We start from the raw sequence: 21,408 nt of genomic DNA, 5'->3' as shown, positions 1-21,408 counted from the left end.
TGTATGCCAAGTCGGGTCACCACCATCTCGTAATAATGTCGCCCAGAGTGAGCGAGGAAATTGGTCCGGTTTCCCGGTCTGGGTCGGCTGGATCAAGGTAATTCCAGATGTAGCCGCGTGCAGGTGGCGGAGTGAGTCCGACCCACCAGATCCAGGGGTTAGCCCCGCCCCCGCCGATGCCGTTCAGATTCGCCAATTCCGACAGCGTGCCGCCGCCGGAGGGGACCCTGATCTGAAATTCCAGATAGGCAATCAAGTTGCCCTTGTCGTCCAGCCATTCGACGCGTACGTTGTACCAGGCGTCAGCGAGCATCGACACTGTTGGTTCAAGGTTCGTGGAGAATTTCCCGTCCGAAGTTGGAGTCACCTTTTTTGGCTTGTCCGGTCGTATGCCTCCACCGTTGGCCATGATGTTCGGACGGTTTAGGTTGAATATAACCACGGCGTTATAGGCCGCCATGGATTGCCCGCCTAGGTCAAGTACGTCACCGCTCACTATCGCCATGTCGTCCCCCTTTGGGTATGAGAAAACCCACCGTGCTATGCGGTGGGTTGGTTTGAGATATTGAGTAGTGCCTGCGTTTTCCACAGCTCGAACTGCGACGCGTCAAGAGCTTCCTGGTACTTCGGAATTACTGATTCAGCGACCAGCACCTGCTGTCGAAGCGACCTTTTCTCTAACCGAAGTGCGGCTACTTCTTGCTGTAGCTCTTCGATCCACTCAAGAAGTTCTGATTCCGTATCGTCATGCTGAGGCATGCTGTGGCTCCTTATGGGGTCCATGTTGAGCGGTACACCTGACCGCCCGAAGTGATGTGAAGGTTCGGTGGGTTCGACGTTAACGGGAGATTCGGAGCGTAGAACCCCACGCCTTGGAAGCGGGCAATCCCGGCAACTTCCATCTGACCGGTTAGCCACGTTTTGGCAGCGTCCAGATCGATCGCTCCGGCGCGGGCTTTGACCAGAGTTGTCCCGAAGGTGAGCTGAGCTTTCGACCCGTCCAAGGTGGTTTTTGCTGCGCCCTTGTAGTCCAGTTCGGCTCGGGTGGAGTCCAGAGATACCGACGATGAGGAAGAAGACGACAATGAAATCTGATCAGCGGCACCTGAAACCATGTTTCCGCCCGGAGCCTGAATCATGTAGATGCTGTTCGGGTCAATGACCACGTCCCCGAACGTTGCTTTGCCGTTCGGTTCGATCTTCGTCACGCCGGCTTTGAATATTCCGCCGGCGGTAATCTCTAAGTCAGCTTCAACGGTAGTCGCACCACGTAAACGGGTTTCTGCCGTCACATCCAGAGTCTCGGTAATATCAACCGACCCGTTGAAGTGGGTAGGCCCGTTGAACGTTGATTCACCATTCTGCTCGAACGTGCCAGACATGGTTGTTGGCCCGGTGAAATCGTTGTCGCCGGAGAAGTTGTTATCTCCGGACAGATTATTGGTGCCGTCCATGTTGTTCGTGCCGGAACCGTTGAACGTCCCCGTAACATCGAGCAGTCCAGTAACCCGCTGCATTCCAGCGACACCGAGGAACCCGTCGATGTTGACGTTCGAATCCTCGGCCCAGTGCGTGTTACCGCGTTCAACCGTTGTGGACGATAAGTCGGTCTTGGTGCCGTAGTTCCGTTCCTTACGCCGCTGCCGGGTGACGTCCTCGCCGGTGAGGTCAACGACTCTCACTGCTAACCTCCCTTGGGCTGGAACTCGATCGTCACGAAGTCACTGTCAATATCTCCGGAGTACTTGAGCACTCGCCATTCACGCCAACCGTCCGTGAAGTACGGGTCACCGCTGATGTACCAGCGGACGATCGTGCCCGGTCGCAGTTCCCACAGATTCCCGAGGATGGGCGAGTCAAGCTTCAGTTCGAAACCTGCCTGCCGAACAGCACTGTTTGTCGCGACTAGCGCGGACGCCGCTTGGTCGTAGAGTTCGGACCCCTTCTTGATGTTCTTGAACTGCTCCACCCGCTCTAGTGCCGGGTAGTCTGCGATGTTTGCCGATTGCGACTCGCGCACCAGCATTCCAGGGCTCTTCGCGGTCTTCTTGCCGGATCCTTCACCGACCGCGAACATCTGGGTTGCCACGTCGCGGGCACTGGTCTTGATCCACAACTCTTGCGCCGGGGTCTCCGGGGCCGAGAAGTTCACCTCGATAGTGTTCAGCGAGAGGTCGCCGGTGCGCAGGGTGAAGCGGATGCCACCGGCGCCGTCCCATTCGGGCCGGAAATCAATATCAGGCCCATCGGAGAGGTCCATGATTTCTTCCATGGCGCTTAGCGCGGTGTCCATGTTGTACCCGTTATAGGTACGGGAACGGCCACCTGTGTAGTCGTCCTCGTAAACCATCGGCACACCACGGCCGGACCCGACTACGGCTAGCTGGATGATCCGCTTCACGATGGTGTCGTATTCGAGCCCGGAGTACGTTTTCTCCCAGTTCACGATGTTCTCGTCACGAATCTCACTGATGAGGCGCGCATCCCAGAGCGACCAGATATCCTCATGGTCGATCGTGAGCATCTGAGTGTTGCGTTTGTAGTGCGCTTCCCAGATGATTCCCGCGTAAACGACAACGTTGTCGTAGTCCACGACGATGGCACGCTGCCCAGGATAGGAATCGTTGAGCCCTGCGACCGCTGCCACGTCAGGATCGGACAAGACCAACGACGTTGAACCGCCAGCACTATGGTTGAACGTCCGCTCCCACGACGTGGACTGAACTTTCAGTTCAACCCGGGCAGCCCACGTCTTCGAAGAAACACTCCATACACGGTAACCCGCCATTAGATCCGCCCATCAAGACGAGCACGAATCGCCGCAACGTAGGCACCTAAGTGAGTTTTCGAGCGAGCCCCAGGGATCCAGCCGCCCCAATCCGCTACCACATAGCCCTGGAAGGACTCCAACTCAATCTTGTGGTATTCGATAGACCGGAGCCAAGCAACAGAAATACTCATGATCCCTCCTAGATGTAAGTGTCGGAATAGCGGACGGTGATCGACCCGTAAGATCCGGTGCCGGTGCTGATCGACATGTTCTGAGCCATACCAGGGTTGACGGGCGCAAAGTTCGCTGTGCTTAGCCCGCCGCGGACAACCGAACCCCCGACCCGGAGGATGCCCGTCCTGAAATCAATCTCATGCGGGCTAGATGAAGCAATTGCACGCGTAACCACAACCTGCCTGCCATTCAGCGTGAGGGTGTACCCGCTGGACGAAGACGCTGAAACCGTCACCACAGGCCATGCAGGAACCGTCCCACGATGAAACAAAGAAGCCGCATCAACGGTGTTTCCCGGAACCGCATACGACTCGCCATACTTGAACGGGTCGATCGCCTCCAACGGGATCTGGAAGTTTAGATACGTGTCGGTCTCGAAGCTAGTCTTCACAGAATCGCGAGGATCGACCATTGCCCATTGCGTCGGCCCGTGGCCTTGCACCAAGAACTTAGTATTGCCGCGGTGCCCTAACGCGGTGAGAATCCCTGCCGTCTGGTGCAGGTAGTCGTGGTTCTTCGATATGATCCGGCCTTCGTAGGTGATCAGACGATTGCCGTACTCGATCGGAGTGCGGAAGCTGCCGTCGCCGTTCGTTCGGTCGGCACGCTGCCGGCGGGGTGGCGGGCTGTCCCACCACCCCTCGATCGATCCCAGACGCTTCCACACCCCGTCGCGTGTGATCCCGGTCAGCGGATAACCGTCGAGTGTCACTAGCTCGTTATCCAATGCGCATCCCCACCTTCGCCAGCTTGTGGCTGATCGCGTCAGTTACTTCACGAGCAACACGGTTAGCATCGGTCGCCCCCGTGATTTGGACGGTGATCGGCGGCAGGCTGGATCCGGATGAGATGACCGGGGTCGCAGTGGACTGCATAACCGAAGCCGTAGGAATACCCACCGATACGCCTCCGATCTCGCCGCCCGTCGCGTGACCAGGGATGGACCCAGCATTCAGCGCTGCACGGAACTTGTAGACGCTGTCGTGCCCACCCATGAGCTGGACTTCCTTGGCGGTGAGCATGTGCTCGCCGTTGGAAGCCATGATCGGCACATCATCCGAAGTTCCGGATCCAGGGCCGAAGATCGCACCGCCGGTAGCCTTCGTCTGGCCACCACCGCCTCCACGACCGGTGGAAACATGCGTCTCCGAGTAGATGGATTTCTCATGCGTGGTGATCCAGACGTTGGCCGTCTTCCCATCCACTGCATCAACCGCGGCCTTGGTTTCCTCAGCGGTCTTCTTCGCCGCCTCGGACATCCAAGACTCGACCTTGACGTCCTCGGGGATGCCCATGATCTCGCGCGCCATCGCGTCGGCCTTGTCGCCAGTGATTCCGAACTGGCCGGCAGCTACGATCAACGACTCATAAGTCGAAGACATTGCCGCCTGCAGTTCTTCCTCGGTGGCGCCGCCGGCGGCGAGCGCTCTGACGTATCCTTCGCCGCTTTCGGCGAGGGCATCGAGGGCGGCTTGGTTGGCGCGTCCTTTCTCGGTGTGCGCGTCCAGTGACTTGCCGTTGGTTTCGATGGAGGCGCCGATTTCGTCGATCGCTGCCTGGTATTCGCGGAAGGCTGCGCGTTCGTCGCGGGTGATGACTCCTGCTTGGAAGAGGATGTCGAGGAATGCTTCCATGTCATCGACTACACCTTCGGCTGAGACTCCGACTTCTTCTAGTGCGCCGGTGAGTTCCGCGCTGCCGTCTGCGGCTCCCTGGGTCTCGGCTGAGGCCCGGTTGAGTGCATCCGAGTATGCAGGGAAGAGATAGGCTGCTTGCTCCGCGGAGACGCCGGCATCTTTCAAGCGGTCCTGGACTTGGCCGAATACTTCGGCTGCGTCTTCGGCGTTGCCCGATGAGACGAGGCTGGCCAGCTCTGCGTCGATTCCTCCGAAGGTTTCTTCGGCGATTTGCTTGCCGCCACGGATGCCGGTCAGCGAGTTGACGACGTCTTGGCCCCAGCGGTTGAATTTCTGGCCGGGGTCGTCGGCGAATAGGTAGTCGATGGCCGAGTTGATGCCGTCAATTTCGCCGGTGATGCCTTCGCCGTTGCGGTTCTTGAATACGCTGTCCAGTGCTACGCCTGCACCTGGCGCTTCGTTGACGATGCGCTGGATGCTGTCTGCGACGTGTCCGGTGCCTTCAATCAGGTCGCCGGTGTAGGAGAGCTCCGCGAGCTTCGCGATGCCGACACCTGCGGCCATGATGGTTCCGGCCGCGCCTGCAGCCCGCGCCGCACCGCGCATCCCTCTGGATACGCCATCGAGCGCCCGGCCTGCACGCGTGCCGTCGGGAGCCAGATCCCGCAGTGCTGCACGGGTGTCGCGGATCCGAGGGATGAACGTGATCAGGGCTCCACCGGCGAGCGCTGCGCCGCCGGCGATGCCGGTGAGGATGCCGCCGGTTGCGAGTACTGGTTGGGGGAGGTTGCCGATGATGTCGATGAAGCCTTCGGCTGTTTGGACGAGGCCTCGGAGGGTGTCGTTGGCTGCGGAGCCGGATTGGAGGAAGACGGTGTCGAAGGATCCGCCGAGTTTTTCGAGGTCGCCTGCGAGGTTGTTTTGCATGGCGGCTGCGGTTTCTGCGGCGTATCCTGCGTCGTTGACTGCGTCTTCCCAGTTCTGGATGCCTTCGGCGCCTTGTTCGTAGAGGACGTTGGCTGCGCGGACTGCGTCGGATCCGAAGATGGTCTTGAGGGTTGCTTGGCGTTGTTCGTCGGACATGTCCTTGAGCGCGTTTTGGAGGATGCCTGCGTATTCGGACATGCCTACGAAGGTGCCCTGGGCGTCGTAGGCGCTGATGCCGAGTTCGTCCATGAGGTCTGCGGCCTGCTTGGAGTTCGGCGTCAGGGACTGCAGCATGGTTTTGAAGCTGGTGCCCGAGTCGGATCCGGTTAGCCCGGCGGCGGCGAAGGCGGTGAGCGCTCCGGTGGTTTCCTCGATGGTGAGGCCCACGCCGTTGGCGACGAGCCCGGATTGGTTCAGGGCCATGCCGAGGTCTTCGACGCCGCCCTGGGCTTTGCCGGCGCCTGCTGCGAGCAGGTCGGCGACGTGGGGGACTTCTTCGCCTGCGAGGTTGAACTGAATCATCGCGGAGGCGGCGATTTCGGCGGCTTTGGCCACTTCGATGTTGTCGGTTGCTGCCAGGGACAGTGCACCGGTCAGCCCGCCGTTGATGATGGCTTGGGTGTCTACGCCTGCCTTGGCGAGTTCCTTGATGCCTCCGGCTGCTTCGGAGGCGCTGAAGGCGGTGTCTGCGCCTGCACCCACTGCTGCTTCGCGGAGCAGGTTCATGTTGCCGGCGGTCTCGTGCGTGGCTGCCTGGACCTCGGACATGGACTTGTCGAAGTCGGCGTAGGTGGTGAGCATCTTGCCGAAGGCGAGGGTGAGCGCGCCACCGGCGATCGTGACGGCAGGTGCGAGGGTCTTGTAGGCCTCGGCCTGCTTGTCCACGGCCGCTTTGGTGGCGGCAGCTGCATCCTGCGCTTCGACGTTGGCCAGGTACACGGCATCGGAGAACGCATCGACGCCGTGCGCCGCGGCCTGGGATGAAGAAACGATCTTCCCGTTGGCGTTCACCAGCTGGCCGTTGGCGTTGTAGAGCAGGCCTGCGGCCTTGGCTGCCTTCTGGTCAGCGTCGGCAACGAGCTTGATCTTCTTCGCCGCTTCTTCGGAGAAGCGCGAGTTCTCCTGGATCGCCTTGTTGGCGTTCTGGGTGGACTGGGTCAGTTCTTCGGTGGACTTCTTCGCGTCCTTGAACCCGTTGATGAAGTTCGACACCACGGCTTCAAGCCTGGCGACTACTCGGCGTTCGGCCATGTGCCCTCCTTCGGGTTATCCCGGCAGGTCGCGGATTGGCTTATCCGCTGGCCTGTCGTAGCTGGTGTAGACCCGTTCGCCGGGGTCGGGCTTGTACTGCTCTTTGCCGATTCCCTGGGTGGAACGCTCACGGGCCGCGCAGGACTGGCAGACCTTCTTGTGTGCCGTGTACCAGCCGTCGTTGTCCGGGTGGTGGGCCAGCTCGGTGGGCTGGCCACAGGAGCACAGGCCGTCCTCGTAGATGGTGAGGACCAAGGACAGGAGGTAGTCCTTGTCCGTCCAGTCGCCGCGCTGGCTGGTGAACCAGTGCATGGGCGGCTTCTGGACGGCTCGGGCTGTGCGCAGGACGTTGACTACTGGCCGGAGTCTTGGCTGGTACCAGAGGCATCGGGCAAAAAATCTGCGTCCGGGGCTGGCGCTTCGGACTGCACCTGCTGACGCTTGGTAAGGAGCTTGGAGAGCTGGGCCGCTCCGAGTTTCGCTTCCAAGGTGGCGATCAGCGGGATCGTCATCTTGATGTCGCGCTTCTCCAAGGTCGGGGACTCCAACGCGACGATGGACTCAGCCAGCAGCGCACGGTTCAATGCAACGCGCTGCGCCAACTGGTCTTCACGCGATGCGTCATCGGAGAGCGGGTGATGATCGACCAGTTCCTTGATCTTGGACTGGGGGAGTGCGCGCAGGTAGAAAGTGACCTCGGACCGGGCGAAGGCCTTCATCAGCTCTTCGCGTTCCTTCTTCAGCCGGTTTAGCAGCGGGGATCCGCCGCTGACTTCTTCGTAGTGGATGGCCTCGGTCTCGACGCGGATCTGGCGGGCCAGGTGATTGATCTTCGCGACCAGGTCGCCGCGCTTGAACACGGTCTCCGAATCCTCGGGAAGACGTGCATCATCCATCCAGGCTTCGAAGTCAAATTCAGCAGGATTCAGTTCAGTCATGGTGGGCTCCATTTCAGGTGTGCGGGCTCTTATGGGTATGGGAAAGCCCGGCGACGCAGGAGCCCATCCACGTCACCGGGCTAGTAAAAGGGGGTGCCGACTAAACGCCTGCAGGCACCAGCACTTCGCTGACCATGTTCTGGCCCAGGAACTCCACACGGCGCTTGATGTTGCCATCGTTGCCCGGGCGGGTCGGCGAGTCGGTCTTCAGTTCGCCACCGAGGAAGATTTCATCTCCCGCGGCCCAGTCCTCGGTCGAGTCCTTGTCGGTCTCGCGAAGGTAGATCCACACGGTGGTGTCCTTGACGATCACTGCCTGGTAGGCCGCGTCGAGCTCTGCGATGTCTGCGCCAGCCCCGGTTGCCAACCATTCGCGTACGAAGGTCAGCGCGGTCTCGTAGTTCGAAGCACCCAACGCCTGGGCGTTGCCCTTCTGGCACGACACCTTCTCGTTGAAACGATCCGATGCGGTCGGCGACCAAGTAATGTCCGACTCAAGCACCACGCACGAGAAGTCGATGCCAGCATTCAGCTCGGTTGCAGTAGGGATCGGACCCGCTGGCTTGGTAAGCAGCATCGCCCATTTCTTCTTGCCATCAGCGGAAGTCTTCACTTGGCATCCTCCTCAGCGTCGCTGACCTGCTTGGCCTTCGCCTTCACGCCGGTGTTACGAATGGATGACACTTCGACGAAGCCGAGTGCCGGATTGGTCAGGTAGTGCTCCGGAACTAGCCGGATGTCCCCGCCCCCTTTGGGTCGGGCTTCCACAAAGCCAGGCTTAGCCATGGTGATGTGTCCTTTCGGTCAGACCCGAGAGCCCATGAACGGGTATTCGTCCACGAGGTACACGGGGTTAGTGGTTTCCACGGAGACCCGGTTATCCGGTTCAGCCGTGAGTACTTCGACTTGGCGAAGACGAGAGAACTGCCAGCCGGCAACCACCGGACGCTGACGGTTCAAGGACGTGCGTGAAGTGCGGGCCAACTCGTTCAGACCCTCCAGCGACAAAGCCACGACCGTGCAACGCAATGTGAACGCCGTCTGGTCCGGAATGTCGTCGCTGGAACGGTCGCCGCGTTCACCCGAGGTCTCCTCGCCCCACCCTCCGTGCAGCACCACGTAGGGGAAGTCGGAGAGCTTCGGAGGGCTGGACAACTTCGCTTCGTGGATATGCACCCGCGTGCCAGGAGGGAACATCGCCTCGATGCCACGGAACACTTCAAGACTCATATCAGCCCCTCCAAGACATCCAGCAGGTACTTCTCGAAGTTCGGTGCTTCATCGGAGAGCGCTTCGGATGGATCGCGGACTGTTCCGCCACCGCCGAGAGAGCCGCCGAAGTAGGCGAAGCCTGCCAGACCGGCCGTGTTGGCTCGGGATTTGTTGGGTCCGATCTCCGCGGCGAAATTGGTTTGCCCAAATGCGTCGGAGCTGACTTCCTCGAAGTCGACTGACCGGGCTGCATGGCGGAACGAGGATGAGGCACGCAAGTCGGCCTGCATGGCGTTCTTGACGTTGAGCGCGCCTTTCCTGACCACGCCGCGAACCTTCGGGATGATGCCGTCAGGTACGAGTCCTAGGTCTTGGGATAGCAGGCGCAGCTGGGAATCATCGAGACTCACACGCTCACCGCCCTCCATCGCTCTGCCGTACGGTGAGTTCCTTCAGCCAGCTCAATGAGCTTGGCCTTGGTCCCCGGCCGTGGCAGGTCCAGCCGGGAGCTGGTGATCTCCACGAGGTCTCCATGCATTGCGCCGGAGCCGATAGGGAGTTTCACCAGCGCGTTGGTGACGGTGAATTCCGTGTTGGCCAGAACGAATTCAGCTGGTTGGGTGGAGTCCACTTCATAGCCGCACTTACCGGTGTAGATGGTGTCGTACGTGGCTACCTCGTGCCGCAGCGCAGGGTCGTAGGTGTTGCCGGTAGGACGCTTGACGATGCACTCGGCGATCATCAGCATCTTGGCTCGTTCACGTCCTCGGCGTGCTGCGTAGATTGCTCTGCGTTGCATGCTCACAGGCTGCCCACCACCTTGGCGCCGTAGTTACCGAACCTCTTTGCGAGGCGGTCCCTGGTGCTTTTCGGAAGTGACATTTCAGTGATCGCGTCAACGGTGTCGCCGGTGGCGTAGCCCTCGGCATAGTCGTCAATCTTGATCGAAGACAAGCGGCCGTTGTTCAGTGCGAATCCGTCCGCAGCGTTGTCAGCGGCGTTGAGCAGACCGGAGATGACCATTCGGCAGACCAAGTCCTTGATGTCTGCCGGCAGATTCGGCAGGCCGTGGGTGTATTCCACAGTGACAGTCTCCGCGCCGTCCTCTGCCCAGCCGGAAGGCCGGTAGATGCCGCCGTTGGCTTTTTTCCAGTCGGCTACCGGCTGGCCGGTAACAGTGACCGTGTGGATCTCTGTTACCGGCAAGCCTGGCAGCCGCAGGATGCGAGCACGGCCGGCAAGAAGCTCGACCGTGCTGCGCTTCTGGATGATGGGTGAGCCTGCCGCGTCGACCACTTCGGCCGAAGCCGATTCGATCAGCACGGTCACGATGGGATCAGTCAGCACCACCTCTGGGGGAAGGGGGTACTGTTCCAAGTCCGCTGTGGTGATCAAAGCCAACAGGCTCACCTCCTACTCGTTGTCGGAGTCCGAAGCGTCCGAGGTACCCGCAGGGACGGTGTTCTCGGACTTTTCTTCTTCCTTGGATTTGCTGCCTTCTTCAGACTTGCCCTGGAGTTCGGCTTTTTCCGATTCCTGCTTGAGCAGGGCGCGGATTTCGGTCTGCTTCAGGCCGGCCAGATCGTCCTCGGTCTTGCCCTGGGCGATTGCGTATTCCACCCAGTCCTCACGAGAGGCGTTCCCGCGCGGTTCTTCAACCTCACCGGTGGCAACAGCAGAAGAAACTACGGCTGTGGTTTCCTCGGCTGGCTTCTTGCCGAAGCGTTCCGCAACGATGCTAGCCACGTCCTTGGCACTTAGACCGTCATCGATTTCCACCAGGGTGCCGTTGCGGACAAGGCCAGCGGAAGTCAGCGGCGCCAGATTCAAGACGACGCCGGAGCGTCCAACGAATGGAGCCATGGCTAGGCCGCCGTCCAGTGGAAAACGGCGTTCGGGCGGATGACCTTGCCGCCGTAAACGTGCAGGCCGCGCAGGCGGTCAGCGAACTTGTTCTGAGCGCGCATCGCCTCGGTCTTCTCGATCTGCGAGGCGTATGCCAGGGCGGAGCGATGCCAGGCCACGATCTGCGGCTTGGTGGTCTCCGGCAAGTTCTCCGAAGAGTACGAGTCGAAGGTCAGCAGCTTGCCGTAGGATGCGTTGCGCAGGCCTGCGGTCGTAGCGGACTCGTTCGCCTTCATCAGCTTGGAATCGTTCTCGTCCAGAAGGGCGGCGAATTCTGCATTGGCCACGAACACGCGCTGGTCAGCAGGGATGGACGACTTCATCATGGCCTTCTTCAGGTCCCGGATGACGTTCCAAGCGGTGGCTCCATCAGTTGCAGGTGCACCAGCAGTCACAGCGGTTCCTTCGGCAATCAGGAGCGAAGACAAGAACTTGTCCGTGTCCTCGGCCAAGCCATCTGCGGCCGACTTGGTGTAAGCCGACATGAGATTCGGCTTGGCCTGGGCTGCATCGATGTCATCGACGTAGAAGTCGAAGGACTTCTCCTGGTCGATCAGCAGATCAATTCCGGTATCGGTGACTTCGTCGGCGGTGGTCGTACGACCGGCTGCCTTGTAGTCCTTGATCGCGATCGGCTCGATGCCGGTGATATTGACGGTGTTACCGCCCTTGGCTTCGCCTTCGTACTCGCGGTTAGCGAGACCGGCGAAGATGGTTGCTTCCTGGAACTGAGTCAGAATTTTTGCCGACCACAGCGCAGGAATTGCGTTGGTGATTGCCATTGCAATCTCCTTCCTTAAGAGGTTTTGACCCGGCCTTCGTCATAAGCCTTGGCAATTTCTGCCGGGCTCATGCCTTCCAAGTCTTTTGCGGTGAGTTTCTTCGCCACCTTGCGTTTGCCGCGAGCTGAGTCGAATTTAGGACCGGCGCCGCTTTGCACGGCCAAGTACGGTTCCTTTTCCAGAAGCTCGTCAATCGCCTGGGCGATATCGTCTTCGTCTACGTTGCCGTCCTCGTCTACCTCGAAATCAGATAGATCGAGCAGACGGACAGCTAATGCCGGGTTCTGCAGCTTGCCTGCAGCAGCCGACTTGATCTCCGAACGCACAATGCGTTCGTTGGCTTTGTTGAGGATCGCCGCCTCGCGCTGTTCCCGCTGGCGCTGTTCTTCCACCTGCTCCTCGGACTTGCCCGCGGAGTTCTTGAGACGCTCCAGCTCGGCTTTGGCCTCGCTTTCAGCCTTCTTGGAAGCCTTGACCCGGTCCTTCATAGCTCGAAGGGCGTTCTTGCCCTTGTCGCCGAGGGCATCAGCCCCGTCCGGGTCCTCCTCGTCTTTGTCCGATTCTTCGTCAGATCCGGAATTGTCCTGATCCTCTTCTTCCTCGTCCTCGTCCGAATCGCCATCTTCGTCTTCCTCGCCGTTGGCCAGCATCACTGCGTTGCCAAACTGCTGGAAGTGGAAGGCCAGCAGTGCCTCGACCCCACCTGGTGCAGTGAGATCGATACCGTGAACGGTCTTAGGCATGGGAAATTTCCTTTCAGTCGGTCACATTGCGCGACGCGGCGGTCCACGACCCCGTTGCAGGGTCGAGTGAGTAGCTCGGCTTCCGGCCACCGAGGTAGCCGACACCGGGCCCACGGACAACACCTTCTGGGTTTTGCCCCAGACCAGTGATGTATCCGTAGTCCTCAAGCATCCGGAGCGACTGCTCACGGTTGCCGTTGGAACGTTTGTAAATTTCTTCAGGCATCAGACGCTCACGTATCGCTACGCCGTAGCGTTCCTTGCCCTGACGGTTCCTGGTCTCTTGCAAAGAGCCCCAGTACCCGCGCCGGGTAGTGCCGTAATAGGTCGCGAGCGCCCCGCCCTCGGTCGTGTAGGTCTCCGACTGGGCATTGACCACTTGGAAGATATCCGCGCCGTCACGGATCGCCTGAGCGTCCGTTGGCTTGAAGTACTTGTCCTGGTCTTCCGGACTCAACGAGTTGAAGTATCGATACGGATCAGTGGTCATTTCACCGGCGAGCGCTTCACTGACCGGGATATGCCTGCAGTCGCATCCGAGGTGGCGCCGGAATGCTTCTTGAGCTCGGTAGGTTCGGCCGGCCAGGATTGCGCAGCGCGAGCACGATGGCGGGTTGAGCATGCGGACGTAGTGCATGCGTACCGGCGGGGTTGCCATGGCCACGCCCTCGGCTTGTCTGGATGCATCGGCGATCTGCATTTGCGAGCGCAAGAGCAGGTTGTCCAGGCCTATGCCCATGGATCGGTCCACAGTGTATCCGTGCCCGATGGCCCGGAGGGTCTTGTAGGCCGGAGATGCGATCGAGTCTTCCAAGCCGATCGGCCGGCGCAGCTGGTCGCCTAAGGGGTAGGCGATTCCGGCGAACCCAGCAGCGAGTACCTGATGCTCTGGTGCGGGTGCATCTTGGGCTTCCAAGACTGCCGCCGAGTACTCGATGGAGTCCTCTGCGACGGCCTGCTGGGCTTGGGCCACAATGAGTGTTGCTGAGCCCAGTTGCGCTTGCCATGAGTCCAAGATGTTGTTTCGGTCGACAGCCACCCACAGACGCGTGAGGTCTCGCAAGGCTCGTGTTTGAACCTGCTTGCCGTAGGCGTAGTGGGTGGCTGCTGCCTCGATGATGGTCTGAGCCATTTAGAAGCCCCCTTGACGCATCCTGTCTTCTGCTGCCAAGAACGGATCCATCTGGAGTTCCTTCTGGCGCATGGCCATCACCCTTGCAACCTGGACCGGGTCGGTGAGGAGCTTCTCGTAGACGTACTCGGTCGGGAACCCAGCAGCCTTGTACTTGGTTCCGACGTCTGCCATCTGCGATTCGGACCGGTACTGGATGTTGTCCCAGATAATCGTTCCCGCACGGAGAGATTCGATTCGATCATTGGTGGCACCGCGTGCTGCAGCCATGAGCCGAAAGGTCTTCTTCACGCCCTTGGAAGCATAGAGAATGCGTTCCTTGACTTTGGAGACCAGGCCGGCTTCAGCGATGTTCAACGATTCGGCCGCGGTGTTGATCATCTTCGCCACCAGATAATGCGGTGGTGTGCGGGTCTGGGCTGCAATGTGCTCGACCAGCTGCGAGATGACCTTGGAGAAGGCTTCGAGGTTCGCAGCGGTCCATTCTTCAATGCGAGCATCCTGGCCCGGAAGGAAGATGATCTTCTCCTTGAGAAGCTCGTCCAGTTCGACATCCTGGTAGCCGGCCACCTGGCCGTCCTTGTCCAAGATTGGCACTTGGGGAACGTCCGCGTTCACGGCGACTCGGGCAGGCATGGAAGCCTGATCGAGTGCGTTCATCAAGTAAGCCCAGACGAGGTTGACCGCGTCCTGCAGGGCGGCGACACCGGCGATATCAGACATCGGGTTATCGTCCAGCAAGGTTTTGTTGCGTATCTCGGTCAGAGGCATCTCGCCGAGGTGGTGCTCAGCTGGCTGGTGCTCATCGTCGCGAGGTTCCCAGCCGCCAGTGGGGGAGATCCGCTCGGTGTTCTCGTACCGCTGCTTGCCGTTCTCCCGCTTCATCTTCACGAAGTGGGTCTGCGTGTAGTAGGTAGCGAAGTCGTACTTATCGTCCTGCCACATGACCAGCCCGTCGCGGTCGATGCCAGTGACAGGATCAGTGTTGACGATGGCTGACTGCGGATGCTCCCAGGTGACGCTGGGTGCCTTGTCCGGAGAGTCTGCCGGGTGCACGAGCGAGAAGGCCCGGCCGCCGGCCATTTGCATGGTGAACGCCTCGGAACTGCCTAGATCCGAGTTGGATCCGAGCCAGTCGCGCTGCAGCTGTTCGTCGATCTTCAAGTCTTCACCGTGTGCACGGAACCCGAGGACCTGCATGCGCTCCGCAGCTGCGTCGACCACCGGCATGCACCAGTTGTCGCCGAATCCAGCGAACTGCTTCTTGAAGTACTCGTCGAACTTCTTCGATGCCCAGCGCAAGGTTTCGCCCTCGCCCTGGTAGCGGTTCACGTACTTCTCGATGGTCGGTCCGCGGTGCTCCAGCTCCCGTGCCAGTTCGTCTACACGACGGGCCACTGAATCCTGGTCAAAAACGTCAACCGTCATTGTGCCCTCCTTCGTGTACTAGAGCCTGTTGCCACCAGATTGCGCTTTTCTTCCAGCGAGGTACGGACAATTCCGTCCAAGCCGGTCACAGCTGCCTGGAACCCGTCGATACGAGCGGTCGAGGTGCGCCGGTTCGGTTTCACTGGGCGTATGTTGTCAGCGTCATCGGTTTTGACTTCCACGCGGGACGCCATCCAACGCATGACGGGGTTATCGTCGTGGCGCATCTCCTTGGCCTTCCACATGCGCTCCATCTCCTTGGAAGCAGGAGACAAGCCATAGAAGGTCTGAGCGACCGGCACAATATCGATTCCTGAGAGCTCCGAGTCAAGTTCCTGCACCAGCTGGCCAGCGAACATGCGGTCATAGGAGACGCGCTGCATGTCGAAGTGCTTGCAATCGCCAATCACCGCCGACTTCACAGCGCTGTAGTCGATCACGTCGCCTTCGGACGCAGTCACATAACCGCGATCCACCCAGTCACGTAGCGGAATCAACAGTTGCTTCTCCAAGTCATCGATTCGTTCCTCCGGCACCCAGAAGCGGGTGAACAGATCGAACTTCATACCCGGCCGGTTCGACTGCGACCAGACCGTCCAAGCAGTGAAGTCACTCGTTGCAGACAAGTCCAAGCCGCCCCAGGCGCGCCGGCCCCGCAGGGGAGTGCGCTTAGCGCCGCCCAGCTCGTCCCAGCGTTTCAAATCCACCCAGCGGGCAGAACCCGGCGAGCGCAGGTTCAAAGCGAGCTGCAGGAAGGTCTTGAGCGCAGCCGGGGAGCCTTGGGCCTTGGTTGCTTGGTCTCGCATGTACGCGAGGGTGGGCGATTTTCCTAGGCCAGGGTTGGCTTTGTACCAGGTTTTCTCGGCGTATGGATCGTCTTTTTCTTCGGCGGCCCAGATGACTCCGTAGAAACGCGGATCCTTGATGATGCCGTTGGAGATGTTGAGGGTGTACGTGTGCTTTTCGTCGTACGGTGTACCGTCTTCGGCTTCGTCGGCGGTGGTGATGAACAGGATCAGTGGTTGGTCTCGTGCACCGGTGCCGGTTTCGATTGCTTCGATCAGCTTGCCCTGGTTGCGCAGGGTGTGGATCTCGTCAATGGAAGCGCCGGAGACGTTGAGTCCGTGGGCGGTCTCCGCGACCTTGGACAGCACGCGCAGAATTCCCAGTGTGCGAGGAACGCGGACTACGTCAGTCAATGGCTCGATACGCTTACGCGCAGCCGGTGAGGACATGAGCATGGCTTTAGAGTCGTCGAATACGCGGCGTGCCTGATCTTTGGAACCGGCCGCGTTGTAAACCTCGGCGCCGGCCTCACCGTCCGCCAGGAGCAGGATGCCGGAGAACCCCGCGGCGAAGGTCGATTTTCCGTTCTTACGCGGTATCTCTACCCACACCGAGCGGATCACACGGACAACTCGGTCAATCTCTTCGTCGTGGTAAACCCATCCGAAGACCGGAGCGAGCACCCAGACGACCTGCCACGAGTCCAGACCTTCGCCCAGACGCATGCGCACGCCTGCCCAGCGACCTTTCGTGTGCCGGAAGGAGCCTAGCGCCATCAGCGCCTTGCGCGCCCGTCCTACGTCGAACCACGCGCCCGGTTGCTGGTCGGCCTGATTAGCTACGGTGAGCGGTTCGCGCTTGAGCGCCTCGATGATCTGGTCATGTTCTACCCCCAGCTCGATCAGCGCCTCATAGGGAACCGGCAGCCGGTCGAAGTCGTACTCGAGCATGTCCCACCTCCATCTCTAGAGGTGCAATCACCCTCCCCAACGTCTAATCGAACGGATCGTCGTCCACGGAGGTGTCTTCGCGACCAGGCAAGCCGGTTCGAGCTGCAGGCGACAGCCCAAGCTCACGGACGTAGTTCTTGAGCTGAGTCCGGTACTGGCCGGCAATCGTAGTGTGCGGGTTCTTCCCCGGCCCGCGCTGGCCCATGGTGATCAAGCCTTCACGCGACAGCTCGTGCTCGGTCCATTCGAGGCGAGCCACACAGATGCACATGTCCACAACCAGTGAGAAGTCCACCGCAGCGAGACCGACGCTCTTCTCAAGCACCGGCACCACTCGATCCCACTCCTCTTTCGCACGTCTCTTCACGAAGCGAGTGCCGTTGATGGCCTGCCTCTTGAGTTGATACGAGACCAACTGCTTCTCATATCGGTAGACGCGCTGCTGGAAGTGCTCAATGGACTCTCCGTCTTCACGCTCCGGCTCTTTCGGCTTCTTCGGAGCCTGAGCTTCTGGAAGTTCGCGAGACCAATCCGGCTCGATGAAGTCGGCCGGCGGCAACACCACCGATTCCGGCTCCGGACGGTGCCCCGGATTGCCCTCGCGCACCACGGCGAGCGCCGGTTTTGGCATCGGACCAGGCATAACGGCGACACCCCCTGATCAAAAAGCTCTAACCTGCGGGACTACGAGTTCGCCTGCCCGGCGGCTAATTTGAAAGCCCGGGAGGGGGTCACCCCCACCCCCTTTGAGGGGCATCGATCGGCATGAAGTCAAGGCATTCGAGGCGTGTCACTGCTTCGCGTTCCATCCTCCGGGCTGATGTTCGGCGGTTTCAGTCTTGTGGCAAGGCGAGCACAAACCCCGACCGTATTTGGGATCGTCAGGGTTCAAGCCCTGCGAAATCAATCCCTTTCGGGAGGTGGGGTAGTGGTCGGCATCTTTAGATGGTCTCTTCATGCACAAGACGCATATCGGATCACGAGCGAGAACTTCTTCACGGAACCGGCGGTGGCCACGGCCTGTGTACCCGCGCCATCTAGACGAGCCCCGGTGTTCTTCGGCTGCCTTCTCATGCTCGTCGCATCGACCACGACTACCGAAGGCTTGGACCAGCTCGGTGCAACCAGGCTGAGTGCATGGCTTCTTCGGTGCGCTTGGCATAGTTGCTCACAGCCCGAACTCTTCAGGCCGGGCTACCAACGGAACGGAAAGGAACTCTTTCTCATACCGTTCATCACCGATAACCCGGAGCTTAGTGCGGTAGTCGATCTTGAAGATCACGTAGGTAATCCAAGAACCATGGATCTCAGCAACTGACTCATGCGGCACAAGCGCTGGATCTATGCCGTTAGCCATGATCCACGCCTGAAGTTGCGAGCCCCGTTGGTTTGAGTGTTGCCCGAGGTAGATGTGATTCATGCTCATGGCCTCCTTCGTCTAGGTACGACGAAGCCCCGAACCACTGTTGTGATTCGGGGCTATCGCTTGAGCCAGTAAGGCCATTCAATCAGTAAATTTACGCCACTAAGTCAAGTCCGTCAAACCCGACCCAGACGGGGAGGCCGAGCACCTCGACGCTGAGGTCGAGACGCCTTCAACATCTTCGACCAGGTGTCCCATTGCACCGCGTGATGGGCATCAGCTGCACACCTGACAGTCTTCACACCATCGGACCTCTCGGCAATGAACAGCTGGCCTTTGCACCCGGGGCGCTTGCAGTACTGATCCGGCAGCTTGGCCGTAGTCTCGACACCGTACGTCTTGGCCGCGATCTGGTCAGCTGCCTCGGCAACCCACCAATACGCCAGGCGGGTGAAGCCCTTGTCAGTTGCTCCTGCGATCTTCACCATCTGCCAGCGGGCCAGCCACTCGGCCAGGCTCGGCGTGGTCTGATCAGCCGGCAACATGAGACCAGGATGATCATCGATTAGCCTGAGCGCCACTGACCAGATGTTGTCGCGCACGATCATCAACGCATCCGATACTGAAACGTTCAACGGCAACGGTGCTTCAGTGCGCTGGGCGTGACGCTCACTGTCACCACCTCGCGACGGATGCAAAGCGTCCTGGGCTTCATCCCAACGATCAGCCACCAGGTGAAGATCAGCACGCATCCGGTCATCACAAGTAGGGCAGAGATTCAGGTCAGCCGACGCAGCAGGGGGAACCTTGTCCTGCTCCGCTACCAGATGAACCACGCACACCCCAGCACCTTCACGCGCGATCGACTGGCAACCCCAGCAACCGCACTCCGCAGTGTTCTTATGCTCTGACAACTGTCGCACCTCCTCGCAACACCCGAAGAATCCGGCCAGACACCCAATCCGATGGACGCCACACCTCAGCAACCTGACCACCCAAGCGAAGATCATTCAGCCACGACTCCTGCGCTGGACCCACCCGGCCGTCCGGGGCCTTCAACTCGGCAAACATCAACATCTTCGTCCGACCATGGATCAACACCAGATCAGGGAATCCCGGATTCGAACGCCGAGAATCATGGGTGTGGTACTGCTGCGTGTAACCCAACGACTTCGCAAGGTTCTGCACATGCGACTGGAACTCTGATTCACTCCACAAGAGGACAGGGTTCTTGAACAGCTTCTGGTTGTACTTCATTAGCTCTTCCTCCTACGAGGTCTTCTACGTCTTGAACGGGGCTGAGTATTGTTCGAAGGCTTAGCGGTAGGAGGGGAATCAGCAGGTGAGTGATCGCGCCACCCAGCCCTACCAGACCCTTCCCGTCCCGACCCGTCCCGACCCGTCCCGACAGATCCAGATCCGACACCCTCAGGTTTCTTGATGATCAACTGATTATTTTTTGATTCGGAGTTGATCGGTGACTGCGCGGGGGACGAGCCGGTGGTATCCGTTGCTTCGTCGCCGGCCGGAGTCTCACCCTGGCGGGGAGTCTCTACGGCTTCGCGTTCAAGTGCTGCGATCATTTCCGAGTATTCGATGTCGTGGAGCTCGGTGGCCATGTCCGAAGTGGACAGGCGTTCTTTCCGGGCCGGGTTATCCGTTGCCTCGGAGCGCTCAACCTTGCTGGCTGCCGTCGCATTCTTGCCGGTGGTGGTGGACGAGCCGGTGGTATCCGTTGCTTCGTCGCTTGCCGTTACCTCGGTGGAGGCCGGACCATTCACTGGGGTCGATGCAGGAGCTGGCTTAGGAGCGTGGAGCTCTACACGTTCAGTCGAGACTTTGACCAGGATTCCCGCCTTGTCGCGCAGCCATGCGGCCGCGGCGGCGGTGAAGTACGGGATTCTTGGTGCCGGTCTGAGTTCTTTATCCCAGAAGTCACCTTCCTTTCTCGTTGAATTGCAATCCAGGCAGGCCACCACGAGCCGGTCAATGGGCGTGGGGTCGCTGGTGTCCAGATCGGTCGGGTCAAGGTGATCGATGGTGTGGGCCTTGATCGATTTGCGGTCATTGCCAAAGGTGACAATGCGGCCACACCAGCGGCACTCGGCGCCATCGCGCTTGATGATGGCGCCCTTCTTGGCCATGTCGTAGGTATCCGCGCGACGGTTCTTCTCGCGGTCCTTATCCGACTTGAGGATCATGTGGAAGAGGTCTTCCTCTTCCACCAGCTTGAGGACCCGACGCTTCTTGCCGTTCTCCTCAATCTCCTTCTCCTCGAAGATCCCGCAATACAGCGTGGTCTTCAGCAGCTCGGCGTACCGGCTCAGGCCGGCCAGCATCCTGGCTGTGCCGACCTCTACGATGTAGTCCTTATCGAATGCAGCCGATTGCGTGGCGCACCGATTCACCCACCCGTAGACCTCGTTCAGTAGGCGATCATCGACCCAGTTCACTTCCAGAACACGCAAAATCAGTGGATGATTCGCCGATACGTCCGACTGCTTCAACCACGACATTGGCGTTCCTGTTCATGTTCTTAGGCTTCGGCAGCTTCCGGGCTTGCGCCCTGGCTACGGCGAGCGCTTCTTTGGGGTGTTTGGTGTCTGCGAGGGCGTTGCCGCGTTGGAGGGTGATCCAGCGGCGGGAGTGCGGGTTTCGGCAGACGTAGATTTTTTCCGAGTCGTCGGTGAGCGCTCTGATTAGCATCATTGGTGGGCCTCGATTCTTATTACTTGTTCGGGGTCGCTTCGGTGCTTGATTTGGACGCCGTTCCAGGTGAGTTCCACGACGGTGGCGTGGAGTTGGTGGGTGATGTAGGTGATGCGCCCGTAGAGTCGTGGTTCTCCCGGGATGTTGATGCAGGCGTGGAGCCCTAAGTGGTCGAGGTTGTTGAGCCGGCCGGTATGGATTTCATCCATGTCCCGGAGCGGGTCGAGTCGTGGGACTGGGCCATCGTTCCTGGGGCGTTTAGGGGTTGCTGGTTCAGTCACTTTTCCTCCTGAGACTGGTTAGCGCGGGCACGGAGCCATGCGGTGATTGGCTGGGCTACGCGCAACCGGTCTTGCAGGCTGCCCTGGATCAGTTCGTTCCATGCCTTGTATTGAAAAGCGTTGGCTACCTCGTTGAGCGCTTCTGTTTTTGCTTCGGCGCGGACGGTTTCAAGCCAGCGGTTGAACTGGGCAGCGCGACCCGGAATAGGGTTTCCGTCAGTGTCGCTTGTATAGAACGTTCGTATGGTCGCAGTGTCCGGCGTGAATTCCCCGCCGTGGTAGGTGGATTCATGCTTGCCATTAGCGCCCATGGGAATCATCTCCTATGTTTTTGATTAGTAATTCCTGTGCCCCGACCTG

At 59.9% G+C, this 21,408-nt stretch carries 27 protein-coding genes; all 27 read right to left on the bottom strand.

Annotated features, from left to right (window positions below):
- Positions 1-16 precede the first annotated feature (16 nt).
- The 27 genes from ACIOTN_RS17195 to ACIOTN_RS17065 all read right to left on the bottom strand — a co-directional run bounded on the left by ACIOTN_RS17195 (position 17) and on the right by ACIOTN_RS17065 (position 21,359).
- Positions 17-505, bottom strand: a complete 489-nt coding sequence (locus ACIOTN_RS17195) for a hypothetical protein (RefSeq protein ID WP_402735802.1) — start codon at positions 503-505, stop codon at positions 17-19.
- Positions 506-540: 35 nt separating this feature from the next.
- Positions 541-759, bottom strand: coding sequence for a hypothetical protein (locus ACIOTN_RS17190; RefSeq protein WP_402735801.1), 219 nt, complete (start codon positions 757-759; stop codon positions 541-543).
- A gap of 11 nt (positions 760-770) precedes the next feature.
- Positions 771-1,682, bottom strand: a complete 912-nt coding sequence (locus ACIOTN_RS17185; protein WP_402735800.1) for a hypothetical protein — start codon at positions 1,680-1,682, stop codon at positions 771-773.
- A 2-nt stretch (positions 1,683-1,684) separates the two neighbouring features.
- Positions 1,685-2,662 (bottom strand): hypothetical protein, encoded by a 978-nt coding sequence (locus tag ACIOTN_RS17180; RefSeq protein ID WP_402735799.1) that lies wholly within the window; start codon positions 2,660-2,662, stop codon positions 1,685-1,687.
- A 125-nt stretch (positions 2,663-2,787) separates the two neighbouring features.
- Entirely contained in the window at positions 2,788-2,961 is a 174-nt protein-coding gene (locus ACIOTN_RS17175; protein ID WP_402735798.1) for a hypothetical protein, read from the bottom strand.
- Between the two features lie 8 nt (positions 2,962-2,969).
- Positions 2,970-3,731 carry a hypothetical protein gene (locus tag ACIOTN_RS17170; RefSeq protein ID WP_402735797.1) on the bottom strand — a complete coding sequence of 254 codons (762 nt, stop codon included), beginning with the start codon at positions 3,729-3,731 and terminating at the stop codon, positions 2,970-2,972.
- Positions 3,724-6,819, bottom strand: coding sequence for a phage tail tape measure protein (locus ACIOTN_RS17165; protein ID WP_402735796.1), 3,096 nt, complete (start codon positions 6,817-6,819; stop codon positions 3,724-3,726). The genes ACIOTN_RS17170 and ACIOTN_RS17165 overlap by 8 nt, the downstream gene beginning before the upstream one ends.
- A gap of 15 nt (positions 6,820-6,834) precedes the next feature.
- Positions 6,835-7,131: a hypothetical protein gene (locus ACIOTN_RS17160; protein ID WP_402471085.1), complete on the bottom strand. Its 297-nt coding sequence runs from the start codon at positions 7,129-7,131 to the stop codon at positions 6,835-6,837.
- A 41-nt stretch (positions 7,132-7,172) separates the two neighbouring features.
- Positions 7,173-7,757, bottom strand: a complete 585-nt coding sequence (locus ACIOTN_RS17155; protein ID WP_402735795.1) for a hypothetical protein — start codon at positions 7,755-7,757, stop codon at positions 7,173-7,175.
- A gap of 100 nt (positions 7,758-7,857) precedes the next feature.
- Positions 7,858-8,370: a hypothetical protein gene (locus ACIOTN_RS17150; RefSeq protein WP_402735794.1), complete on the bottom strand. Its 513-nt coding sequence runs from the start codon at positions 8,368-8,370 to the stop codon at positions 7,858-7,860.
- The gene (locus ACIOTN_RS17145; RefSeq protein WP_402735793.1) at positions 8,367-8,543 is read right to left on the bottom strand and encodes a hypothetical protein; all 177 of its coding nucleotides are present in this window, start codon (positions 8,541-8,543) and stop codon (positions 8,367-8,369) included. The genes ACIOTN_RS17150 and ACIOTN_RS17145 overlap by 4 nt, the downstream gene beginning before the upstream one ends.
- Before the next feature lie 18 nt (positions 8,544-8,561).
- On the bottom strand, positions 8,562-8,987 hold the full coding sequence (locus ACIOTN_RS17140; protein WP_402735792.1) for a hypothetical protein: 426 nt from the start codon (positions 8,985-8,987) through the stop codon (positions 8,562-8,564).
- The gene (locus ACIOTN_RS17135) at positions 8,984-9,379 is read right to left on the bottom strand and encodes a hypothetical protein (RefSeq protein ID WP_402735791.1); all 396 of its coding nucleotides are present in this window, start codon (positions 9,377-9,379) and stop codon (positions 8,984-8,986) included. The genes ACIOTN_RS17140 and ACIOTN_RS17135 overlap by 4 nt, the downstream gene beginning before the upstream one ends.
- Positions 9,376-9,768: a DUF6093 family protein gene (locus ACIOTN_RS17130; RefSeq protein WP_402735790.1), complete on the bottom strand. Its 393-nt coding sequence runs from the start codon at positions 9,766-9,768 to the stop codon at positions 9,376-9,378. Before ACIOTN_RS17130 ends, ACIOTN_RS17135 begins: the two co-directional genes overlap by 4 nt.
- A gap of 2 nt (positions 9,769-9,770) precedes the next feature.
- The gene (locus ACIOTN_RS17125; protein WP_402735789.1) at positions 9,771-10,370 is read right to left on the bottom strand and encodes a hypothetical protein; all 600 of its coding nucleotides are present in this window, start codon (positions 10,368-10,370) and stop codon (positions 9,771-9,773) included.
- Positions 10,371-10,382: 12 nt separating this feature from the next.
- Positions 10,383-10,832, bottom strand: coding sequence for a hypothetical protein (locus ACIOTN_RS17120; protein WP_402735788.1), 450 nt, complete (start codon positions 10,830-10,832; stop codon positions 10,383-10,385).
- A 2-nt stretch (positions 10,833-10,834) separates the two neighbouring features.
- On the bottom strand, positions 10,835-11,656 hold the full coding sequence (locus ACIOTN_RS17115) for a P22 phage major capsid protein family protein (RefSeq protein ID WP_402735787.1): 822 nt from the start codon (positions 11,654-11,656) through the stop codon (positions 10,835-10,837).
- A gap of 14 nt (positions 11,657-11,670) precedes the next feature.
- On the bottom strand, positions 11,671-12,399 hold the full coding sequence (locus ACIOTN_RS17110) for a hypothetical protein (RefSeq protein ID WP_402735786.1): 729 nt from the start codon (positions 12,397-12,399) through the stop codon (positions 11,671-11,673).
- A gap of 13 nt (positions 12,400-12,412) precedes the next feature.
- The gene (locus ACIOTN_RS17105) at positions 12,413-13,531 is read right to left on the bottom strand and encodes a hypothetical protein (protein ID WP_402735785.1); all 1,119 of its coding nucleotides are present in this window, start codon (positions 13,529-13,531) and stop codon (positions 12,413-12,415) included.
- Entirely contained in the window at positions 13,532-14,959 is a 1,428-nt protein-coding gene (locus ACIOTN_RS17100; RefSeq protein WP_402735784.1) for a phage portal protein, read from the bottom strand.
- Entirely contained in the window at positions 14,956-16,695 is a 1,740-nt protein-coding gene (locus tag ACIOTN_RS17095) for a terminase large subunit (RefSeq protein ID WP_402735783.1), read from the bottom strand. Before ACIOTN_RS17095 ends, ACIOTN_RS17100 begins: the two co-directional genes overlap by 4 nt.
- Positions 16,696-16,738: 43 nt before the next feature.
- Positions 16,739-17,326 (bottom strand): P27 family phage terminase small subunit, encoded by a 588-nt coding sequence (locus ACIOTN_RS17090; protein WP_402735782.1) that lies wholly within the window; start codon positions 17,324-17,326, stop codon positions 16,739-16,741.
- A 537-nt stretch (positions 17,327-17,863) separates the two neighbouring features.
- On the bottom strand, positions 17,864-18,121 hold the full coding sequence (locus ACIOTN_RS17085) for a hypothetical protein (protein WP_402735781.1): 258 nt from the start codon (positions 18,119-18,121) through the stop codon (positions 17,864-17,866).
- A 113-nt stretch (positions 18,122-18,234) separates the two neighbouring features.
- Positions 18,235-18,972 (bottom strand): hypothetical protein, encoded by a 738-nt coding sequence (locus ACIOTN_RS17080; RefSeq protein WP_402735780.1) that lies wholly within the window; start codon positions 18,970-18,972, stop codon positions 18,235-18,237.
- Positions 18,959-19,315, bottom strand: a complete 357-nt coding sequence (locus ACIOTN_RS17075) for a VRR-NUC domain-containing protein (protein ID WP_402735779.1) — start codon at positions 19,313-19,315, stop codon at positions 18,959-18,961. The genes ACIOTN_RS17080 and ACIOTN_RS17075 overlap by 14 nt, the downstream gene beginning before the upstream one ends.
- The gene (locus tag ACIOTN_RS17070) at positions 19,315-20,574 is read right to left on the bottom strand and encodes an HNH endonuclease (protein WP_402735778.1); all 1,260 of its coding nucleotides are present in this window, start codon (positions 20,572-20,574) and stop codon (positions 19,315-19,317) included. The genes ACIOTN_RS17075 and ACIOTN_RS17070 overlap by 1 nt, the downstream gene beginning before the upstream one ends.
- Positions 20,575-21,044: 470 nt before the next feature.
- Positions 21,045-21,359, bottom strand: coding sequence for a hypothetical protein (locus ACIOTN_RS17065; protein ID WP_402735777.1), 315 nt, complete (start codon positions 21,357-21,359; stop codon positions 21,045-21,047).
- Positions 21,360-21,408 lie beyond the last annotated feature (49 nt).

Source organism: Glutamicibacter sp. NPDC087661 (genome assembly GCF_044743275.1).
Taxonomy (GTDB): Bacteria; Actinomycetota; Actinomycetes; order Actinomycetales; family Micrococcaceae; genus Glutamicibacter.
Note: the sequence above shows the minus strand (reverse complement) of the source record. Positions and strands in the feature narration are given on the sequence as shown.